Source organism: Rhodopseudomonas sp. P2A-2r, assembly GCF_026015985.1.
In the GTDB taxonomy this organism is placed as follows: domain Bacteria; phylum Pseudomonadota; class Alphaproteobacteria; order Rhizobiales; family Xanthobacteraceae; genus Tardiphaga.
Genome location: NZ_CP110389.1, coordinates 298900 through 315085, shown reverse-complemented (window position 1 = coordinate 315085; position 16186 = coordinate 298900). Strand labels below are relative to the sequence as shown.

At 64.3% G+C, this 16186-nt stretch carries 14 protein-coding genes and 1 pseudogene; 7 read left to right on the top strand and 8 right to left on the bottom strand.

All coding sequences use genetic code 11. The annotated features are described in order from the left end of the window. Positions 1–29 precede the first annotated feature (29 nt). Both ONR75_RS01480 and ONR75_RS01475 read right to left on the bottom strand, forming a co-directional pair. Positions 30–479 (bottom strand): cyclic nucleotide-binding domain-containing protein, encoded by a 450-nt coding sequence (locus ONR75_RS01480; RefSeq protein ID WP_265081076.1) that lies wholly within the window; start codon positions 477–479, stop codon positions 30–32. 129 nt (positions 480–608) lie between these two features. After that, a complete protein-coding gene (locus ONR75_RS01475) occupies positions 609–1295 on the bottom strand; it encodes a response regulator transcription factor (protein ID WP_265081075.1) in 687 nt (228 codons plus the stop codon). Between the two features lie 191 nt (positions 1296–1486). On the opposite strand from ONR75_RS01475, the gene ONR75_RS01470 reads away from it, so the two are divergent. Beyond that, a complete protein-coding gene (locus ONR75_RS01470; protein ID WP_265081074.1) occupies positions 1487–2053 on the top strand; it encodes a L,D-transpeptidase family protein in 567 nt (188 codons plus the stop codon). Here the strand turns inward: ONR75_RS01470 and ONR75_RS01465 are convergent. Then, entirely contained in the window at positions 2050–2727 is a 678-nt protein-coding gene (locus ONR75_RS01465) for a YggS family pyridoxal phosphate-dependent enzyme (protein ID WP_265081073.1), read from the bottom strand. The two genes, ONR75_RS01470 and ONR75_RS01465, sit on opposite strands and share 4 nt — an antisense overlap. Positions 2728–2853: 126 nt before the next feature. Here ONR75_RS01465 and ONR75_RS01460 point away from each other — a divergent pair, with 126 nt between their 5' ends. From ONR75_RS01460 to holA, 4 genes are all read left to right on the top strand, one after another. After that, the gene (locus tag ONR75_RS01460) at positions 2854–4551 is read left to right on the top strand and encodes a diguanylate cyclase domain-containing protein (RefSeq protein ID WP_265081072.1); all 1698 of its coding nucleotides are present in this window, start codon (positions 2854–2856) and stop codon (positions 4549–4551) included. A gap of 133 nt (positions 4552–4684) precedes the next feature. Beyond that, positions 4685–7309, top strand: a complete 2625-nt coding sequence (gene leuS, locus ONR75_RS01455; protein WP_265081071.1) for a leucine--tRNA ligase — start codon at positions 4685–4687, stop codon at positions 7307–7309. Next, positions 7296–7850, top strand: coding sequence for a hypothetical protein (locus tag ONR75_RS01450; protein ID WP_265081070.1), 555 nt, complete (start codon positions 7296–7298; stop codon positions 7848–7850). Before leuS ends, ONR75_RS01450 begins: the two co-directional genes overlap by 14 nt. Before the next feature lie 96 nt (positions 7851–7946). Continuing rightward, complete coding sequence (gene holA / locus ONR75_RS01445) at positions 7947–8978, top strand: DNA polymerase III subunit delta (protein WP_265081069.1); 1032 nt, start codon at positions 7947–7949, stop codon at positions 8976–8978. A gap of 144 nt (positions 8979–9122) precedes the next feature. Here holA and ONR75_RS01440 read toward each other — a convergent pair whose 3' ends face one another. The 3 genes from ONR75_RS01440 to rsmG all read right to left on the bottom strand — a co-directional run bounded on the left by ONR75_RS01440 (position 9123) and on the right by rsmG (position 11725). After that, positions 9123–10010 carry a ParB/RepB/Spo0J family partition protein gene (locus tag ONR75_RS01440; protein WP_265081068.1) on the bottom strand — a complete coding sequence of 296 codons (888 nt, stop codon included), beginning with the start codon at positions 10008–10010 and terminating at the stop codon, positions 9123–9125. A 150-nt stretch (positions 10011–10160) separates the two neighbouring features. Continuing rightward, positions 10161–11015: a ParA family protein gene (locus tag ONR75_RS01435; protein ID WP_265081067.1), complete on the bottom strand. Its 855-nt coding sequence runs from the start codon at positions 11013–11015 to the stop codon at positions 10161–10163. Continuing rightward, entirely contained in the window at positions 11012–11725 is a 714-nt protein-coding gene (gene rsmG / locus ONR75_RS01430; RefSeq protein ID WP_265081066.1) for a 16S rRNA (guanine(527)-N(7))-methyltransferase RsmG, read from the bottom strand. Before rsmG ends, ONR75_RS01435 begins: the two co-directional genes overlap by 4 nt. Before the next feature lie 140 nt (positions 11726–11865). Between rsmG and ONR75_RS32670 the strand changes: the two genes are divergently transcribed. Then, positions 11866–12081, top strand: coding sequence for a DUF4269 domain-containing protein (locus ONR75_RS32670; RefSeq protein ID WP_413776421.1), 216 nt, complete (start codon positions 11866–11868; stop codon positions 12079–12081). Positions 12082–12144: 63 nt separating this feature from the next. After that, the gene (locus ONR75_RS01425) at positions 12145–12486 is read left to right on the top strand and encodes an MmcQ/YjbR family DNA-binding protein (RefSeq protein ID WP_265081065.1); all 342 of its coding nucleotides are present in this window, start codon (positions 12145–12147) and stop codon (positions 12484–12486) included. 24 nt (positions 12487–12510) lie between these two features. Here the strand turns inward: ONR75_RS01425 and mnmG are convergent. Both mnmG and mnmE read right to left on the bottom strand, forming a co-directional pair. Further along, positions 12511–14380 (bottom strand): annotated as a pseudogene (mnmG, locus tag ONR75_RS01420) (tRNA uridine-5-carboxymethylaminomethyl(34) synthesis enzyme MnmG). 240 nt (positions 14381–14620) lie between these two features. Further along, complete coding sequence (mnmE, locus tag ONR75_RS01415; protein WP_265081064.1) at positions 14621–15979, bottom strand: tRNA uridine-5-carboxymethylaminomethyl(34) synthesis GTPase MnmE; 1359 nt, start codon at positions 15977–15979, stop codon at positions 14621–14623. Positions 15980–16186 lie beyond the last annotated feature (207 nt).

Below are 16186 nucleotides of genomic sequence, written 5' to 3'. Positions count from 1 at the left end.
CGCTTACGGGAGAGGAAAAGCGCAGCGAACTACAAACTCAGCTTTGACCCGACCAGCATGACATCGCTGGCAAGCTGGCTGACGCGGGTCGCGACCTCGTCGCGCAGGCGACGCGCCGCGGCGGGATCGCTGTCGAGCACGCGCTGAAACATGCTGCGCGCGATGCGGATCACAACGGCGTACTCCAGCGCGACGGCGGTCGATGGCCGCTGCATGGCGACGACGAGTGCGAGCTCGCCGATCAGCGTGCCCGGTCCGGCAATTACCTCGTGATCGCTTCCGTCATCGAGGCTAACGCGAAACGAACCGCGCTGCACGACGTAACCGCAATCGGCCTCGTCGCCGAGGCGAAACAGCACCGAGCCGCGCGAAAACTCCTGCTGCTCCGAGCCGATCGCCAGCACGCGCAAGGCCGCGTTGCCCAACAGGCGCAATGTCGGGACGCGCTCGAGCAGGGCAACATCATCATCGATCGACATGCAGGACCGGTTGACTGCGACGCATGAACGGATGCCGATCCGTTGCCGCACGGTCCGCCGGCACCTGCGCGCCGTGGCGGACGTTCATGCGACTCGTGGGAAAATGAGCGAATCGACGCCCGAATCGTATCACGGGACCAGCTTGTAGCCACCGGCTTCCGTCACCAGGATTTCGGGGTTGGCGGCGTCCTTCTCGATCTTCTGGCGCAGCCGATAGATATGGGTTTCCAGCGTGTGGGTGGTGACGCCGGAGTTGTAGCCCCAGACTTCCTGCAACAGCGTCTCGCGCGACACCGGCAACTGGCCGGCCCGATACAGGAAGCGCAGGATCGCGGTTTCCTTCTCGGTCAGCCGCACCTTCTTGGCATTGGCTCCGGTGAGCATCTTGGAGCCGGGCCGGAAGCTGTAGGGACCGACCGTGAACACGGCGTCCTCGCTGGCTTCGTGCTGGCGCAGCTGGGCGCGAATCCGCGCCAGCAGCACGGCGAAACGGAACGGCTTGGCGACGTAGTCATTCGCGCCGGATTCGAGGCCGAGGATGGTGTCGGAATCGGTGTCGTGCCCGGTCAGCATTATGATCGGCGCCTTGAAGCCGCCCTTGCGCAGCGAACGCACGACTTCACGACCATCCGTGTCGGGCAGACCGACATCCATCAGCACCAGATCGGGCGAATTGGTCTTGGCCGCATGTGCGCCCTTGGCCCCCGTATCCACCGCCGACGCTTCGAATTCCTCGTGCAGCGACAGTTGCTCGACCAGGGCGTCGCGCAGGTCGGTATCGTCGTCCACGATCAGGATCTTGCGAGCGTTGGGCATTCTTGAATCCTTTGGACGGCGGCGGTGCGAGAATTCGCTAGAAATGCAGGTAATCACTCAAAACAGCGCATCAAGCTCCGAAATCACCGGCTATCCTAGCGCAAAATCCGGATCATTCTTGCCGCGATGTCATTTGCGGCGCGAAATAGAGCATTTGCGGTGAACGGCGCAAGACGGAGTTTGCGATTCCCATGAGGAAGCTCGTAGTTTCAACCACTTACCGGAAGATTTTGGGCGATCGCCCGTTGTCGTCGATCATTATCCGCACCGCGGCCGGGGATCCGCGGCGCGGTTGGCTGGTGGCCGATCAGCAGATCATACCGGTGGCGCTGGGTCGCGGCGGAATCAAGGCGGACAAGCGGGAGGGCGACGGCGCCACGCCGCGTGGCACGTTTCATCCGCTGCGGCTGTGGTGGCGGGCCGACCGGCATCCGCGACCGCGCACCTTCCTGCCGGTCCGCGCCATCGGTCCTTATGACGGCTGGTGCGAGGATCCGGCCAGCCGGCACTACAACCAGGCGGTGCGGCTGGACAACGGGGGCGGCGACCGACTGCGGCGCGACGATCACCTCTATGACTTCATTATCGAGATCGATCACAACGTAAGGCCGCGCGTCGCCGGCCGCGGCAGCGCCGTTTTCCTGCACCTCGCACGCGACAATTTCGGCCCCACCGCCGGCTGCGTCTCGATGACCAGGCCGGCGATGTTGCGCCTGCTCGCCCGGATCGGTCCGAAGACGCGGATCGATATTCGCTAGCGCTTGCCGAAAATCGCCGAGCCGATCCGCACATGGGTTGCGCCGAACTGGATGGCGATGGCGAAGTCGGCGCTCATACCCATCGACAGCCCGGTCAATCCGTTACGCGCGGCGATCTTGGCCGTGAGCGCGAAATGCGGTGCCGGGGCATCGTCGACCGGCGGGATGCACATCAGCCCGGCGATCTGCAATCCATAGCCGTCGCGGCACCGCGCGATAAAAGCGTCGGCGTCGCTCGGCGCGATGCCGGCTTTCTGCGGCTCTTCGCCAGTATTGAGCTGGACGAACAGTTCCGGTGCGCGGTTCTGCAGCGCCATTTCCTTGCTGAGGGCTTCGCAAATGCTGGGGCGATCCACCGAGTGGATTGCATCGAACAGCGCCACGGCTTCCTTCGCCTTGTTGGATTGCAACGGCCCTATCAGGTGCAGCCTGATGTCCGGTTGCGCGGAGATCAGCGCCGGCCATTTACCCTTGGCTTCCTGCACCCGGTTCTCGCCGAATACGCGCTGACCAGCCTCGATCACCGGCGTAATCGCATCGGCTTCGAAGGTCTTGGAAACCGCGATCACGGTCACCGACGCGCGTTCGCGGCGTGCCTCGTTGCAGGCCCTGAACACGTCGTATTCGACCGCAGCGAGCGCCTCGCGTGGTGAAGGAGACGTTAACGAGGACATGGGCTGCGGCGCATGAATTTCAACCAAAGCGCGAACTTTCCGCAGGTAGGTTCAATTTTAGCGAATCAGAGAAAGGCTTTTTGAACTCTTTACCTTACTTTGGTACGCGGGGCTCAGGGGTCGACGATGTCACGCATCCGTATCAACCGCAAGAAAGCGCAAATCAAGGCGCTGCTTGGCATTCGTGCGCGGCTGGTGCTGTTCGCGTTGATCCTGGTTGGCCCGCTGATGGTCGAACGCATTCGTTCGCTTCACCAGATCCGAACCAGTCAGGTCGAGCAGGCAAAGCGCGATTTCGCCAGCGTGGCCCAACACAGCGCCGACGCCCAACGCGAAGTGCTCTCCTCGGTTGAGGCGGTGCTGAAATCGTCGGCCTTTATCTATACGTCCGCGGGCCAGGTGAACCGCAGCTGCGCCATTATGCGCGCCAGCCTGCGCGGTGACATGCCCTGGATTCGCAGCCTGACGGTGGCAGGCAAGGACGGCAGGGCGATGTGCTCGACCTGGTCCGAAATGGTCGAGCAGGGAATTAACTACAGCGACCGCCCCTACTTCCAGCGCGCGCTGGCATCCGGCGATTTCGTGGTAAGTGATTACCTGTTTGGCCGTACAACGAACGCGCCATCGGTGGTTGCAGCCTATCTCGCGCCGGGCATGGACAATGGCGATGATGCGGTGATCATCGCGACCATCAATCTCAGCTGGATGTCCAAGCTGATGAACAATCTGGGCGGCCGGCCCGGGGTCTCGGCGGTGCTGGTTGATGGCACCGGGGTCGTGCTTGCAGCGCCGTCCGACCAGGCGAGCAAGATCGGGCGCAAGATGGACGATCCGGAGATTCTGGCCGCCATCATGGCCAAGACCGCGAATGTCAATCGCATCGCAGGATCGCTCAGCGTCAAGGCTGATGACGGCAGCGAGCAAGCGGTGTCCTATGCCACCCTTCCCGGCAGCAGTGCGCGGTTGATCGTCAGCATCGACGAGTCCATTGTGGCGGCAACGGCCGACCGTGACATTCGCACCGCATATCTGCAGCTGGGCTTTGTTTGTCTGTTTGTCCTGCTGGGCGCGCTGGTGGTGGCGGAGCGGCTCATCATCCAGCCGATTCACCTGATGGAGACCATGGCCAAGCGCTTCGGCCGGGGCGACTGGTCGGCCCGGGTCGCCCGCGCCAGCCTGCCCGCGGAATTCATCCCCCTCGCCCGGGCATTTTACGGCATGGCCGCCCAGTTGCGGGGCCGGGAACGCGAATTGCGCGCCACCAACGAGCAACTCACGGTGATCGCCTCCATCGACATGCTGTCCGGCCTCGCCAATCGGCGCGGATTCCAGAGCCGGCTCGATTTCGAATGGCTGAAGGCCCAGCAGTCCGGCGACGATCTGGCCCTGCTGATGATCGACGTCGACCATTTCAAGCTGTTCAACGACACCTATGGCCATCCCGAGGGCGATGCCTGCCTTGCCCGCCTCGGTGAGGCGCTCGGCGCCATCGCGACCCAGGTGTCGGGATTTGGCGGCCGCTACGGCGGCGAGGAATTCTGCCTGCTGCTGCCCAATACCGACACCGCACGGGCGGTGAACATCGGCGAAATGGTGCGGGCTGCGGTCTGGAGCCTGGCGATTCCCCACGCCACCAGCGCCTATCAGCACGTGACTGTCAGCATCGGCGTGGCATCGGCGGTGCCGGCCAGGCTTTCGGGGGCGAAGGACCTGATTGAGGCTGCCGACGCCTCGCTCTACGCAGCCAAGCGGCGCGGCCGCAACAACGTGGTCGAACACGGCTTTGTCCGGGCGTTCGAGACCTCGGTGGCGCTGGCCGGGTGAGCCCTGCCGTTCGCGGCGCGGGGGCAACGCCGGAGCGAACCCGGTACGACGGCGCCGCCAAACCATTGACCCCGCATCGGCTTTCATGGCCTAGTCCCCGGCCTTAAGCCTTGGGACGGACTGCCGAATCCAGATGACCAGTGAACGCTACAACGCCCGCGAGACCGAGCCGCGCTGGCAACGCCAGTGGGACGACAAGGCGATCTTCGCCACGAAGAACGACGACGTCAGGCCGAAATATTACGTGCTCGAAATGTTCCCGTATCCGTCGGGCCGCATCCACATGGGCCACGTCCGCAACTACACCATGGGCGACGTGGTGGCCCGCTTCCAGCGCGCCCAGGGCAAGAACGTGCTGCATCCGATGGGCTGGGACGCCTTCGGCCTGCCCGCCGAAAACGCGGCGATCGAACGTAAGGTCGCGCCGAAAGCCTGGACCTACGACAATATCGCTTCGATGAAGAAGCAGCTGCAGACCATGGGTCTGTCGCTCGACTGGTCGCGTGAATTCGCCACCTGCGATCCCAGCTACTACAAACATCAGCAGAAGATGTTTCTCGATTTCATGAAGGCCGGGCTCGCCGAGCGCGAGCAGCGCAAGATCAACTGGGACCCGGTCGACATGACCGTGCTCGCCAACGAGCAGGTGATCGACGGCCGCGGCTGGCGTTCCGGCGCCGTGGTCGAGCAGCGCGAAATGAATCAGTGGGTCTTCAAGATCACGAAGTACTCGCAGGAGCTGCTCGACGCGTTGGACAATCTCGACCGCTGGCCGGACAAGGTGCGGCTGATGCAGCGCAACTGGATCGGCCGCTCCGAGGGCATGCTGGTGCGTTTCGCGCTGGATGCGGCAACCGCGCCCAATGGCGAAAGCGAGCTGAAGGTCTTCACGACGCGACCGGACACGCTGTTCGGCGCCAAGTTCATGGCGATGGCAGCGGATCATCCGCTGGCGCTGGCGGCCGGCGTGAAGAACCCCGAGCTTGCGGCGTTCATTGCCGAGACCAAGCGTCAGGGCACCGCGCAGGAAATCATCGACACCGCCGAGAAGCAGGGATTCGATACCGGCATCCGGGCGATCCATCCGTTCGACCCGACATGGACGATTCCGGTTTACGTCGCCAACTTCGTGCTGATGGAATACGGCACCGGCGCCATCTTCGGCTGCCCCGCGCATGACCAGCGCGACCTCGACTTCGTCAACAAATACGGCCTCGGCAACACGCCTGTGGTCTGCCCCGAGGGACAGGATCCCGCGACCTTCATCATCACCGACATCGCCTATGACGGCGACGGCCGCATGATCAATTCGCGGTTCCTCGACGGCATGACCATCGACGAAGCCAAGGCGGAAGTGGCCAAGCGACTCGAAGGCGAGATGCGCGGCAACGCGCCGGTTGGCGAGCGCAAGGTCAATTTCCGCCTGCGCGACTGGGGCATCTCGCGCCAGCGTTACTGGGGCTGCCCGATTCCGGTAATCCACTGCGAAGTCTGCGGCGTCGTTCCGGTGCCCGACAAGGAGTTGCCGGTGGTGCTGCCGGACGACGTTACCTTCGACAAGCCCGGCAATGCCCTCGACCATCACCCGACCTGGAAGCACGTCGCCTGCCCGCAATGCGGCGGCAAGGCGCAGCGCGAAACCGACACCATGGACACCTTCGTGGATTCGTCCTGGTACTTCGCGCGCTTCACCGATCCATGGAACGAGAACGCGCCGACCACACCTGACGTGGCGAACCGGATGATGCCGGTCGACCAGTATATCGGCGGCGTCGAACACGCGATCCTGCATCTGCTGTACAGCCGCTTCTTCACGCGGGCGATGAAGGCCACCGGCCATATCGGCCTCGATGAGCCGTTCGCCGGCATGTTCACCCAGGGCATGGTGGTGCACGAGACCTACAGGAAGGCCGACGGCACCTTCGCCTCGCCCGCCGAAATCAGCATCGTTCCCGATGGCGACGGTCGCCGCGCGACCATGCTCGACGACGGCTCCGAGGTGGCGATCGGCGCCATCGAGAAGATGTCGAAGTCCAAGCGCAACACCGTCGATCCCGACGACATCATCGGCACCTACGGCGCCGATACTGCGCGCTGGTTCATGCTGTCGGATTCGCCGCCGGACCGCGACGTGATCTGGAGCGAGGAAGGCGTCAAGGGTGCCTCGCGCTTCGTGCAGCGGCTGTGGCGCCAGGTCAACGATTCGGCCGAGCACGGCAAGTCGGCGCCATCAGCCCGACCCGCCGAGTTCGGCGCCGAAGCGCTGGCGGTGCGCAAGTCCGCCCATGGCGCCCTTGCCAAGGTCTCGAGCGAAATCGAGAAGCTGCATTTCAACGTCTGTCTCGCCCATATCCGCGAGTTCTCCAACGCGCTCGGCGAGGCGCTGGCCCGGCCGGGCACGCCCTCGCCCGACATGTGCTGGGCACTGAACGAGGCCGCGGTCATTCTTGTGCAACTGTTTGCGCCGATGATGCCGCATCTGGCCGAGGAGTGCTGGACCGTGCTCGGGCAGAGCGGCATGATTTCCGAGGCGTCGTGGCCGCAAATCGAGCCCAATTTGCTGGTTGAAGACACCATCACCCTGCCGGTGCAGGTCAACGGCAAGAAGCGCGGCGAGGTCGTGGTGGCCAGGGACGCGCAGAACCCGGAAATTGAGGCTGCCGTTTTGGCACTCGATACGGTAAAACAAGCCCTGGACGGTAAACCCGTGCGCAAGATCATTATTGTTCCGCAGAGGATCGTCAATGTCGTCGGCTAAACTCCGCATCGCCGCCAGGCTGATGGTCGTCGTCGTGCTGGGCGCGCTGACCGCAGGCTGTTTCCAGCCGCTGTACGGCGAGCACAGTGTGGCCGGCGGCGTCGGTGTGCGCGAAAAGCTGGCCGGCGTCGAAGTGCCGCCGCTGGTGCTGCCGACCGGATCGCCCTATCAGCGCGTCGGCATCCAGGTTCGCAACGACCTGATGTTCAAGATGTACGGCGACGCCGCCGGCGCACCGCCGACACATCGCCTGATCCTGCGTCTGTCGTCGAGCCGCACCTCGCTGATCGTCGATCCGGCGACCGCCCTGCCGACCAGTGAGAATTACGGCCTCGATGTCAGCTACGGGCTGATCGAGATCGCCACCGGCAAGCAGGTCCTGACCGGCAACACCTTCTCGCGCATCACCTACGACATTCCCGGCGGCCTGCAGCGCTTCGCCCGTGCGCGCGCCTTCCGCGACGCCGAGGACCGTGGCGCCAACGAGGTCGCCGAGAACATCAACACCCGGCTGGCCGCATTCTTCTTCGCCGGCACCTGACCTCGTGTGATGGGTTGAGCTGTTGCGAAACCCGTCAGACGCAATGCCCGCGGTGGGTTTCGTAAAGATGCTCAACCTGTCCGACGGATACTGCTGATGGTCGCGCTGCGTGGACGAGACATCGACGCTTTTCTGGCCCGGCCTGATGCCGGGCGCCCGGTCATCCTGCTCTATGGCGCCGATGCCGGCCTGGTGCGTGAGCGCGCCGATGCGCTGATCGCTTCCGCGGTTGACGATCCCAAGGATCCCTTTGCCCTGGTGCGGATGGACGGCGATGCGCTCGCCGCCGAGCCGTCGCGCCTGGTCGAGGAAGCCATGACGGTGCCGCTGTTCGGCGGCCGCCGCGCCATCCGGATTCGCGCCGGCTCCAAGAGTTTCGCCGGCGCGATCGATACACTCGCGGACACCGCGCTGAACGATTGCCGCATCGTTATCGAAGCCGGCGAGTTGCGCCCGGAGTCACCGCTGCGCAAGGCCTGCGAGCGCTCGAAGAGCGCGGTGGCCATCGCCTGCTATCCCGACACCGAACGCGATCTCGCCAAGCTGATCGATGACGAGTTGCGGCTGTCGAACCTGCGCATCGCGGCGGACGCACGCGCGTCGCTGATGGCGCTGCTTGGCGGCGACCGCCAGGCCTCGCGCAACGAGTTACGCAAGCTGGTGCTGTATGCCCACGGCCAGAACGAAGTCACCCTCGACGACGTGATGGCGGTAGTTGCCGACGCCTCCGAGCTCAAGATAGATCCGATCGTCGACGGCGCCTTCGCCGGCAACGCCACGGTGGTCGAGACCGAATTCACCAAGGCGATGATCGCAGGCACCTATCCCGGCATGATCATGATGGCCGCGCAGCGCCAGGCGGCGCTGCTGCACAAGGCCAGCCTCGCGGTGCAGGACGGCGCCTCGCCCTCGCAGGTGGTGGAGAGCGGCTTTCCACGATTGCACTTTTCAAGGAAGGGTGTGGTCGAGGCCGCCTTGCGCAACTTCACGCCGCAGCGGCTGGTGGCGATCATCGAGCAGCTCGCCGTGGCCGCCCTCGACGTCCGCAAGCAGAACACGCTAGGCGCCGTGATCGCCCAGCGCGCGCTGATGTCGATTGCAGTTAATGCGAGGCGAAGGGGTTCGTAGATACTCCACCACCGTCATCCTGAGGCGCTCGCCCGCAGGGCGAGCCTCGAAGGATGCGGTCACGAGCGCCGGCGCTTGCAGCCCATCCTTCGAGGCGCGCAAGAGCGCGCTCCTCAGGATGACGGCTGAGTGTGGTGTGCCGAGCTACAAATCCGTTTCCAGCTTCTTGATGATCTCATCGAGCTGGTCGAGGTCGCGGTACTTGATCTGCACCACGCCACCGGGATCACGGTGGTCGACGGAGACTTTCAAACCGACCGCGTCGCTGAGACGTTTTTCCAATGCGACCATATCGGCGTCCTTGGCGACCTTGGCAGCACCGCCACGCGGCTTCTGCGGCTTGCGCTCGGGCACGCCCTCTTCATGGGCCAGTGCTTCGGTCTGCCGCACGTTCAGGCCTTCGGCGACGATACGCTTGGCCGCCGCCGACGGATCCGGCAGGCTGATCAGCGCGCGCGCGTGACCGTTGGACAGTTGCCCCGTCGCGATCAGCGCCTGCACGTCATCGGGCAGCTTGGTCAGCCGCATCATGTTGGCGACATGGCTGCGGCTCTTGCCGACGATCTTGGCGATGTCCTCCTGGCTGCGTTTGAACTCGGCGGCGAGCGCGTGATAGCCCTGCGCCTCTTCCATCGCGTTGAGGTTTTCGCGCTGCACGTTTTCGATGATGGCGATTTCCATCGCCTCGGAATCGGTCACGTCGATCGGCACAATCGGCACTTCATGCAGGCCGGCGATCTGCGACGCGCGCCAGCGGCGCTCGCCGGCGATGATCTCGAAGCGGTCGTTGGTGCCCTTCACCGCGCGCACCACGATCGGCTGGATCACGCCGTGCTGCTTGATTGAGTCGGATAGTTCGCCGAGTTCGGCATCGGAAAAATGCCGCCGCGGATTGCGCGGATTGGCCTTGAGGAATTCGATCGGCACCTTGCGCTGCGCGCGCGGCCGCTCCATGTGCGCGGCCTCGCCGCCCACATCGCCGATCAGACTTGCAAGGCCCCGGCCCAGTCGCGAACGCGCTTCATCGGCCATCGTCATCTCCCTGGGACTCACTCGCGATACTCCGCGTTAGACGCTTGAACTTGGTGTCGTCGTAGGATGGGTAGAGCGCAGCGAAACCCATCGATACCCACGATGCAGCTGTTGGGTTTCGCTACGCTCTACCCAATCTACGAAAGTGGCTCAATGCGCGGTGCGCAGCTCGCGCTCGCGCTGGATCACTTCGGTGGCGAGCTTGAGATAGGCTTCGGAGCCGGCGCACTTCAGATCGTAGACCAGCACCGGCTTGCCGTAGGACGGCGCTTCCGAGATGCGCACGTTGCGCGGGATCATGGTGTCGTAGACCTTCTTGCCCATGAACTGGCGCACGTCGGCGACGACCTGGTTGGACAGGTTGTTGCGCGAGTCGAACATGGTGAGCACGATGCCGTGGATCGACAGGTTGGGATTCAGCGTGGAGCGCACCTGCTCCACCGTCTGCAGCAATTGCGACAGACCTTCGAGCGCGAAGAACTCGCACTGCAGCGGCACCAGAATGGCATCCGAGGCGGCCATCGCATTCACGGTCAGAAGATTCAGCGACGGCGGGCAGTCGATCAGCACATAGGTGTAGTCGGAGTCCGGCGAGACGTTGGTGTTGAGCAAGGCGATGGCATCGCGCAAGCGGAAGGCGCGGTCCTTGGTCGAGCCTAGTTCGAGCTCAAGGCCGGACAGATCCATGGTGGACGCCGCAATGTGCAGACGCGGCACCGCGGTGACGACAATGGCGTCGCGCAGCGGCGCTTCGCCGATCAGGACGTCATAGGTGGAGCAATTGCGGTTGCGGCGATCGATGCCGAGGCCGGTCGAGGCGTTGCCCTGCGGATCGAGATCGACGATCAGTACGCGCTCGCCGATGGCAGCGAGTGCCGTGCCGAGATTGATCGCTGTGGTTGTCTTGCCGACGCCGCCCTTCTGGTTGGCAAGCGCGATGATGCGCGGATGGCCGAGCGCGGCCTTCTCGCTAACATCCTGATAATGTTCATCAATGACGGTCATGCGCGTGTGCCATGTTGTGCCGGGGCGGACTGGGCCTGCCGCTCGATGCTGTCGAGCTCGACAATCCAGCCATGTCCGCCGGTGAGGCTGGGGTGCAGGCGTGGGCTTATATTCCAATATTTAGTAGCTTCGGTCAATTCTGTATCTACATCTTGACCCTTGAGAAATAAGGCCTTTGTACCCGGTTTCATCAGGGGTTCCGCATAACCGATAAGCTGGTGTAGCGGAGCGACGGCACGGGCAGTGATGCAATCGACAGCCTGTGGGAACCTATCCACGTTATCCCCAATGTCGGCGAGATGAATCGTGCCGGGGGCTTGCGTCACACGTAGTGCTTCGCGCAGGAACGCCGCCTTCTTGGCATTGCGCTCGACGAGGTGGACATGTCCGCCTGCGACGTCGCCCATGGCACAGGCCAGCACCACGCCGGGAAAGCCGCCGCCGCTGCCGAAGTCGAGCCAGACCTTCGCCCCGGGCGCCAGCTTCAGTAGCTGCAGCGAGTCGGAGATATGCCGGGTCCACAGCGTCGGCAGCGTCGATGGCGCGATCAGATTGGTCTTGGCCTGCCACTGCACGAGGAGATCGACATAGGCGTCGAGACGCGCCTCCGTTTCACGTGAAACAGGGGTGAGCTTGAGTGCCGCCGCGCGGTCGCTGCGCGAGATCGGCGACGGAGCATTGGCGGGGGTGGGTTGGGAGCGTTGGGCCATCGAAGTTGTCTGACTGCTGGTGAGGCCCTGTCATAGCCCTCCCCCGCCATCTTCGCCATCAGTTTGCACCATTCAACCGCCAGCAAAGACCGATGTCTGTTCGCGTCCCCTATTAGGCAGCCGTCCAGCGCCTCGACATCATGCGGATCCTTGCGCTGTTCGATCCGCACGTGGTCGGCACGTTGCCGCTTGGCATCGACCGCCCCGATAGCGACATCGACATCGTCTGTCATGCGAAGGACCCGCACGCGATCGTCGACGTTATACCGAACCCGCTTTCGCGATGGCTTTGGGCCTCTCGAGCGACCCCTACTGTCTCGTCAGCGCACTGTTTCACTATCCCGACGACCAGTTGATCGACCTCCTCGTGAAGCGTGGCTTCCCCAGCGGTCGACAGCAGAGCCCGGACGCGAGGCATCATGAGTGACGGCACAACATTACGACGGCTGGCTCTCGCCCTTGACGGCGTCAGCGCCGCCCCGCACTTCGATCGGACCGCTTTCAAGGTGAAGCGCACCTTCGCGACCCTCGCCGCGGACGGGCTGAGCGCCAATTTCAAGTTCTCGCCGGACGAACAGGCGCTCAAATGCGCCATCCTATCCAGGGCATTCGCTCCGGTCGCGAATGCCTGGGGCTTGCAGGGATGGACGGTCGGGATCCTGGCTGAACTCAACGAAGCCGACTTGGCAGATGCGTTGGAGATGGCCTGGCGTCACGCCCTCCCGGCGCCCCGCATGAGGGCTTCTCGCCCACGATCCTGACAATCTGTTTCACGTGAAACAGAGTCAGGCCAATCCAGTCTTCGCTTTCCGCGACTCCCGCCGCAGATACGCCGCCAGAATGCCCAGCGCCGCCGGCGTCATGCCGTCGATGCGACCCGCCTGCCCCACCGTGCGCGGCCGGGCCTTGCCGAGCTTGTTGCGGGCTTCGTTGGAGAGTCCCGGCACCGCGTCGTAGTCGATATCGGTGAGGATCAGGCCCTCGTCACGGCGAAAAGCATCCACATCGGCGGTCTGCCGCTTCAGATAGACGTCGTATTTGGCGTCGATCTCCAGATGGGTCGCGATGGCTGGGTCAATGGCCGATAATTCCGGCCAGATCGCGCGCACCTCATCCCAGCCGACGTCGGGATAGGCCAGTAGTTCAAAGGCCGAGCGGCGCACCCCATCGTGCTTCAGTGACAGGCCATGCTTGCTCGCCTCATTGGGGGTGATTGTCAGCGCTTGCGCCAGCGCCTTCGCCCCATTTAGCGCCTCCATCTTGGCGGAGTGGCGGATCGCCCGCGCGGAACCGACGCAACCGAGCGCGATGCCGGTGTCGGTCAGGCGCTGGTCGGCATTGTCGGCGCGCAGAGTCAGGCGGTATTCGGCCCGCGAGGTGAACATGCGATAGGGCTCGGTGATCCCCCGCGTCACTAGATCGTCGATCATCACCCCGAGATAGCCATCGGCGCGGTCGAACACGACCATCTCGCCGCTGCTGGCCGACAGCGCCGCGTTGAGGCCTGCCACCAGACCTTGGGCAGCGGCCTCTTCATAGCCGGTGGTGCCGTTGATCTGCCCGGCCAGGAACAGGCCACGGAGCCGCTTGGTCTCCAGTGTCGGATCCAGCTCCCGCGGATCGACATGGTCGTACTCGATGGCATAGCCCGGCCTGACCATCCGGACCTTTTCCAGCCCGGGGATGGTGGCCAGAATCGCCAGCTGCACCTCTTCCGGCAGCGAAGTAGAAATGCCGTTGGGATAGACGGTAGTGTCGTCGAGCCCTTCAGGTTCCAGAAAGATCTGGTGGCCGTCGCGATCGCCGAAGCGGACGATCTTGTCCTCAATGGACGGGCAATAGCGCGGGCCGCTGCTCTTGATCTGGCCGGAATACATCGGCGAGCGGTGGACGTTGGCGCGGATCACGTCGTGGGTCGCCGGCATGGTGCGGGTAATGCCGCACTGGATCTGCGGGATGGTGATGCGATCGGTCAGCACCGAGAACGGCTCGGGGGATCGTCGCCGGGCTGCATCTCCACCGCCGACCAGTCGATGGTGGCGCCATCGAGCCGCGGCGGGGTGCCCGTCTTGAGACGGCCAAGCGTGAAGCCGGCGCGCTCGAAGGACACGGACAGGCCGAGCGCCGGGGCTTCGTCGACCCGGCCGGCGGGCCAGTTGCGTTCACCGAGATGGATCAGGCCGCGCAAAAAGGTGCCGGTGGTGATGACCACGGCGCCGGCGGCAAGCTCGCGGCCATCGGCCAGGCGGATGCCGGTGACGCGGCCATCGGCGACGATCAGGTCGTCGGCTTCGCCTTCGATGACGCTGAGATTGTCAGTGGCGACGATCGCGGCCTGCATCGCGGCCGCATAGAGCTTGCGGTCGATCTGGGCGCGCGGGCCGCGCACCGCCGGACCCTTGCGCCGATTGAGCATGCGAAACTGGATGCCAGCCTGGTCGGCGACGCGGCCCATCAGCCCGTCCAGCGCGTCGACCTCGCGGACCAGATGGCCCTTGCCGAGTCCGCCAATGGCCGGGTTGCATGACATCGCACCGATGGTGGCAAAGCGATGCGTCACCAGGGCTGTGCGTGCGCCCATGCGCGCCGACGCAGCTGCGGCTTCGCAGCCGGCGTGGCCTCCCCGATGACAATGACGTCGAATGAGCTGTGCATGGCGCGCGTTCTAGCGCGGGACAGGAAATGCGGAAAGTGGAAATCGAGGCGGTGTTTCACGTGAAACAGACGGCCGAGGGGGCATCCCATCCGTGTCTCGTCAGAGGCAGATATCTCCGGGATGAGATCGTGCGCTCAGGCACGGACGGACGGAACTTGAGCCAGCCACTCGTTTCACGTGAAACAATTAAGTGAATTAAAATTCAAATCTATAAGAAAAAAATACAAAATATTCCTTCTCTACTTTCCTATACAGAACTCGCGAAAGATCACGTCTAGGATGTCTTCGACATCGACCCGACCGAGCAACTGCCCCAGCCGGTGCGCGGCCACACGCAGATCCTCCGCCATCAGCTCCGCCTGCTCCGGCAGATCGACGGCGCGACCCAGCGCATCCGCGGTCTGCCGCAGCAATTCGCGATGCCTGGACCGGGTGATCAGCGACGACTCCTCGGCAAAATGCAGCGACGCGAACTGCGCCAACGCCTCCATCAGTTCCGGTACCCCAGCGCCATTCGCCGCCGAGATGGCGAAGCAAGGCCAGCCCGACGGCGACACCGCAGGCGCCGACACGCCGATCTCATCGACCTTGTTCCGCACCACCCAGAACCCGTCCTGCCCCTCTTCCATCCAGTCGCGCAGCCCGGCTTCCCCGTCGGCGCCGTCCACCTCGGCCTTGGCGTCAACCAGCCAAAGCCGAAGGTCGGCATCGGCGGCCCGCATCCGGGCCCGGCGCACACCCTCCTGCTCCACCGCATCGATCGCCTCGCGGATGCCTGCGGTGTCGATCACGGTCACCGGGTAGCCGCCGAGATCGAGATGCACCTCGATCACGTCGCGGGTGGTGCCGGCGTGCGGCGAGACGATTGCCACGTCCCGCCGCGCCAGCTGATTCATCAGCGTCGACTTGCCCACATTGGGCGGCCCGGTGATCGCCACGACCAGGCCGTCGCGCAGCCGTTCGCCACGGCCCTCCACCGCCAGCACGGACTCGATGTCCAGCAGCAGCACGCGGATGCGTTCCAGCGCCGGCTCGATCAGCTCGCCCGGCACATCGCCCTCGTCGGAAAAATCGATGCCGGCCTCGATCAGCGCCGCCGCCTCGATGATCTCCCGCCGCCAGTCGCGCGCGCGGTCGCCCAGCAGGCCCTTGAGCTGGCGCAACGCCTGGCGCCGCTGCCTATCGGTGTCGGCGTGGATGAGATCGTCGAGCCCCTCCGCTTCCGTCAGATCGAGCTTGCCGTTCTCGAATGCGCGTCGGGTAAACTCGCCCGCCTCGGCCGGCCGCACATGCGGAAACTTCGACAGCGCCGCCACCAGCGCCGCCAGCACCGCGCGACCGCCATGGATATGGAATTCGGCCACGTCCTCCCCGGTGGCGCTGGCCGGGCCGGGAAACCACAGGGTCACGGCATCGTCGATGGCGTCGCCCGCGGCATCGCGCAGCAGCGCCCGGGTTGCCACCCGCGGCAGCAGAATCTTCTTGGCCAGCACGGACAGAACGCGGCCGGCCTCAGGGCCGGACACCCGAACAACGGCGATGGCGGTCGGCGGCCGTCCCGATGACAAAGCAAAGATGGTCTGGTCGCGTGGATGCATTTGACTATTTGTCCATGCCCGTCATGAGGCGTCATGTGATTTGTCTGGGATCAGCACCGGCTGTCGTCGCCCGGCCTGCGCGCAATAGCGCGCTTGGACCGGGCGACCCAGTATACGCCGGCACTGGCGATAAACACCGACGTATGTGTTGACTGGATCGCCCGCTTTCGCGCGCGATGACAATCGGGAATGCGCCCAAAGAAAAAG

Excerpts from the sequence above, each read along its gene's own strand:
- ONR75_RS01435 (WP_265081067.1), bottom strand. The coding sequence starts at position 11,015 with ATGACCGTCATTGATGAACATTATCAGGATGTTAGCGAGAAGGCCGCG.
- ONR75_RS32670 (WP_413776421.1), top strand. The coding sequence starts at position 11,866 with ATGCGGATCCTTGCGCTGTTCGATCCGCACGTGGTCGGCACGTTGCCG.
- ONR75_RS01465 (WP_265081073.1), bottom strand. The coding sequence starts at position 2,727 with ATGTCCTCGTTAACGTCTCCTTCACCACGCGAGGCGCTCGCTGCGGTC.
- holA (WP_265081069.1), top strand. The coding sequence starts at position 7,947 with ATGGTCGCGCTGCGTGGACGAGACATCGACGCTTTTCTGGCCCGGCCT.
- ONR75_RS01440 (WP_265081068.1), bottom strand. The coding sequence starts at position 10,010 with ATGGCCGATGAAGCGCGTTCGCGACTGGGCCGGGGCCTTGCAAGTCTG.
- ONR75_RS01450 (WP_265081070.1), top strand. The coding sequence starts at position 7,296 with ATGTCGTCGGCTAAACTCCGCATCGCCGCCAGGCTGATGGTCGTCGTC.
- ONR75_RS01475 (WP_265081075.1), bottom strand. The coding sequence starts at position 1,295 with ATGCCCAACGCTCGCAAGATCCTGATCGTGGACGACGATACCGACCTG.
- rsmG (WP_265081066.1), bottom strand. The coding sequence starts at position 11,725 with ATGGCCCAACGCTCCCAACCCACCCCCGCCAATGCTCCGTCGCCGATC.
- ONR75_RS01460 (WP_265081072.1), top strand. The coding sequence starts at position 2,854 with ATGTCACGCATCCGTATCAACCGCAAGAAAGCGCAAATCAAGGCGCTG.
- mnmE (WP_265081064.1), bottom strand. The coding sequence starts at position 15,979 with ATGCATCCACGCGACCAGACCATCTTTGCTTTGTCATCGGGACGGCCG.
- ONR75_RS01480 (WP_265081076.1), bottom strand. The coding sequence starts at position 479 with ATGTCGATCGATGATGATGTTGCCCTGCTCGAGCGCGTCCCGACATTG.
- ONR75_RS01425 (WP_265081065.1), top strand. The coding sequence starts at position 12,145 with ATGAGTGACGGCACAACATTACGACGGCTGGCTCTCGCCCTTGACGGC.
- ONR75_RS01470 (WP_265081074.1), top strand. The coding sequence starts at position 1,487 with ATGAGGAAGCTCGTAGTTTCAACCACTTACCGGAAGATTTTGGGCGAT.
- leuS (WP_265081071.1), top strand. The coding sequence starts at position 4,685 with ATGACCAGTGAACGCTACAACGCCCGCGAGACCGAGCCGCGCTGGCAA.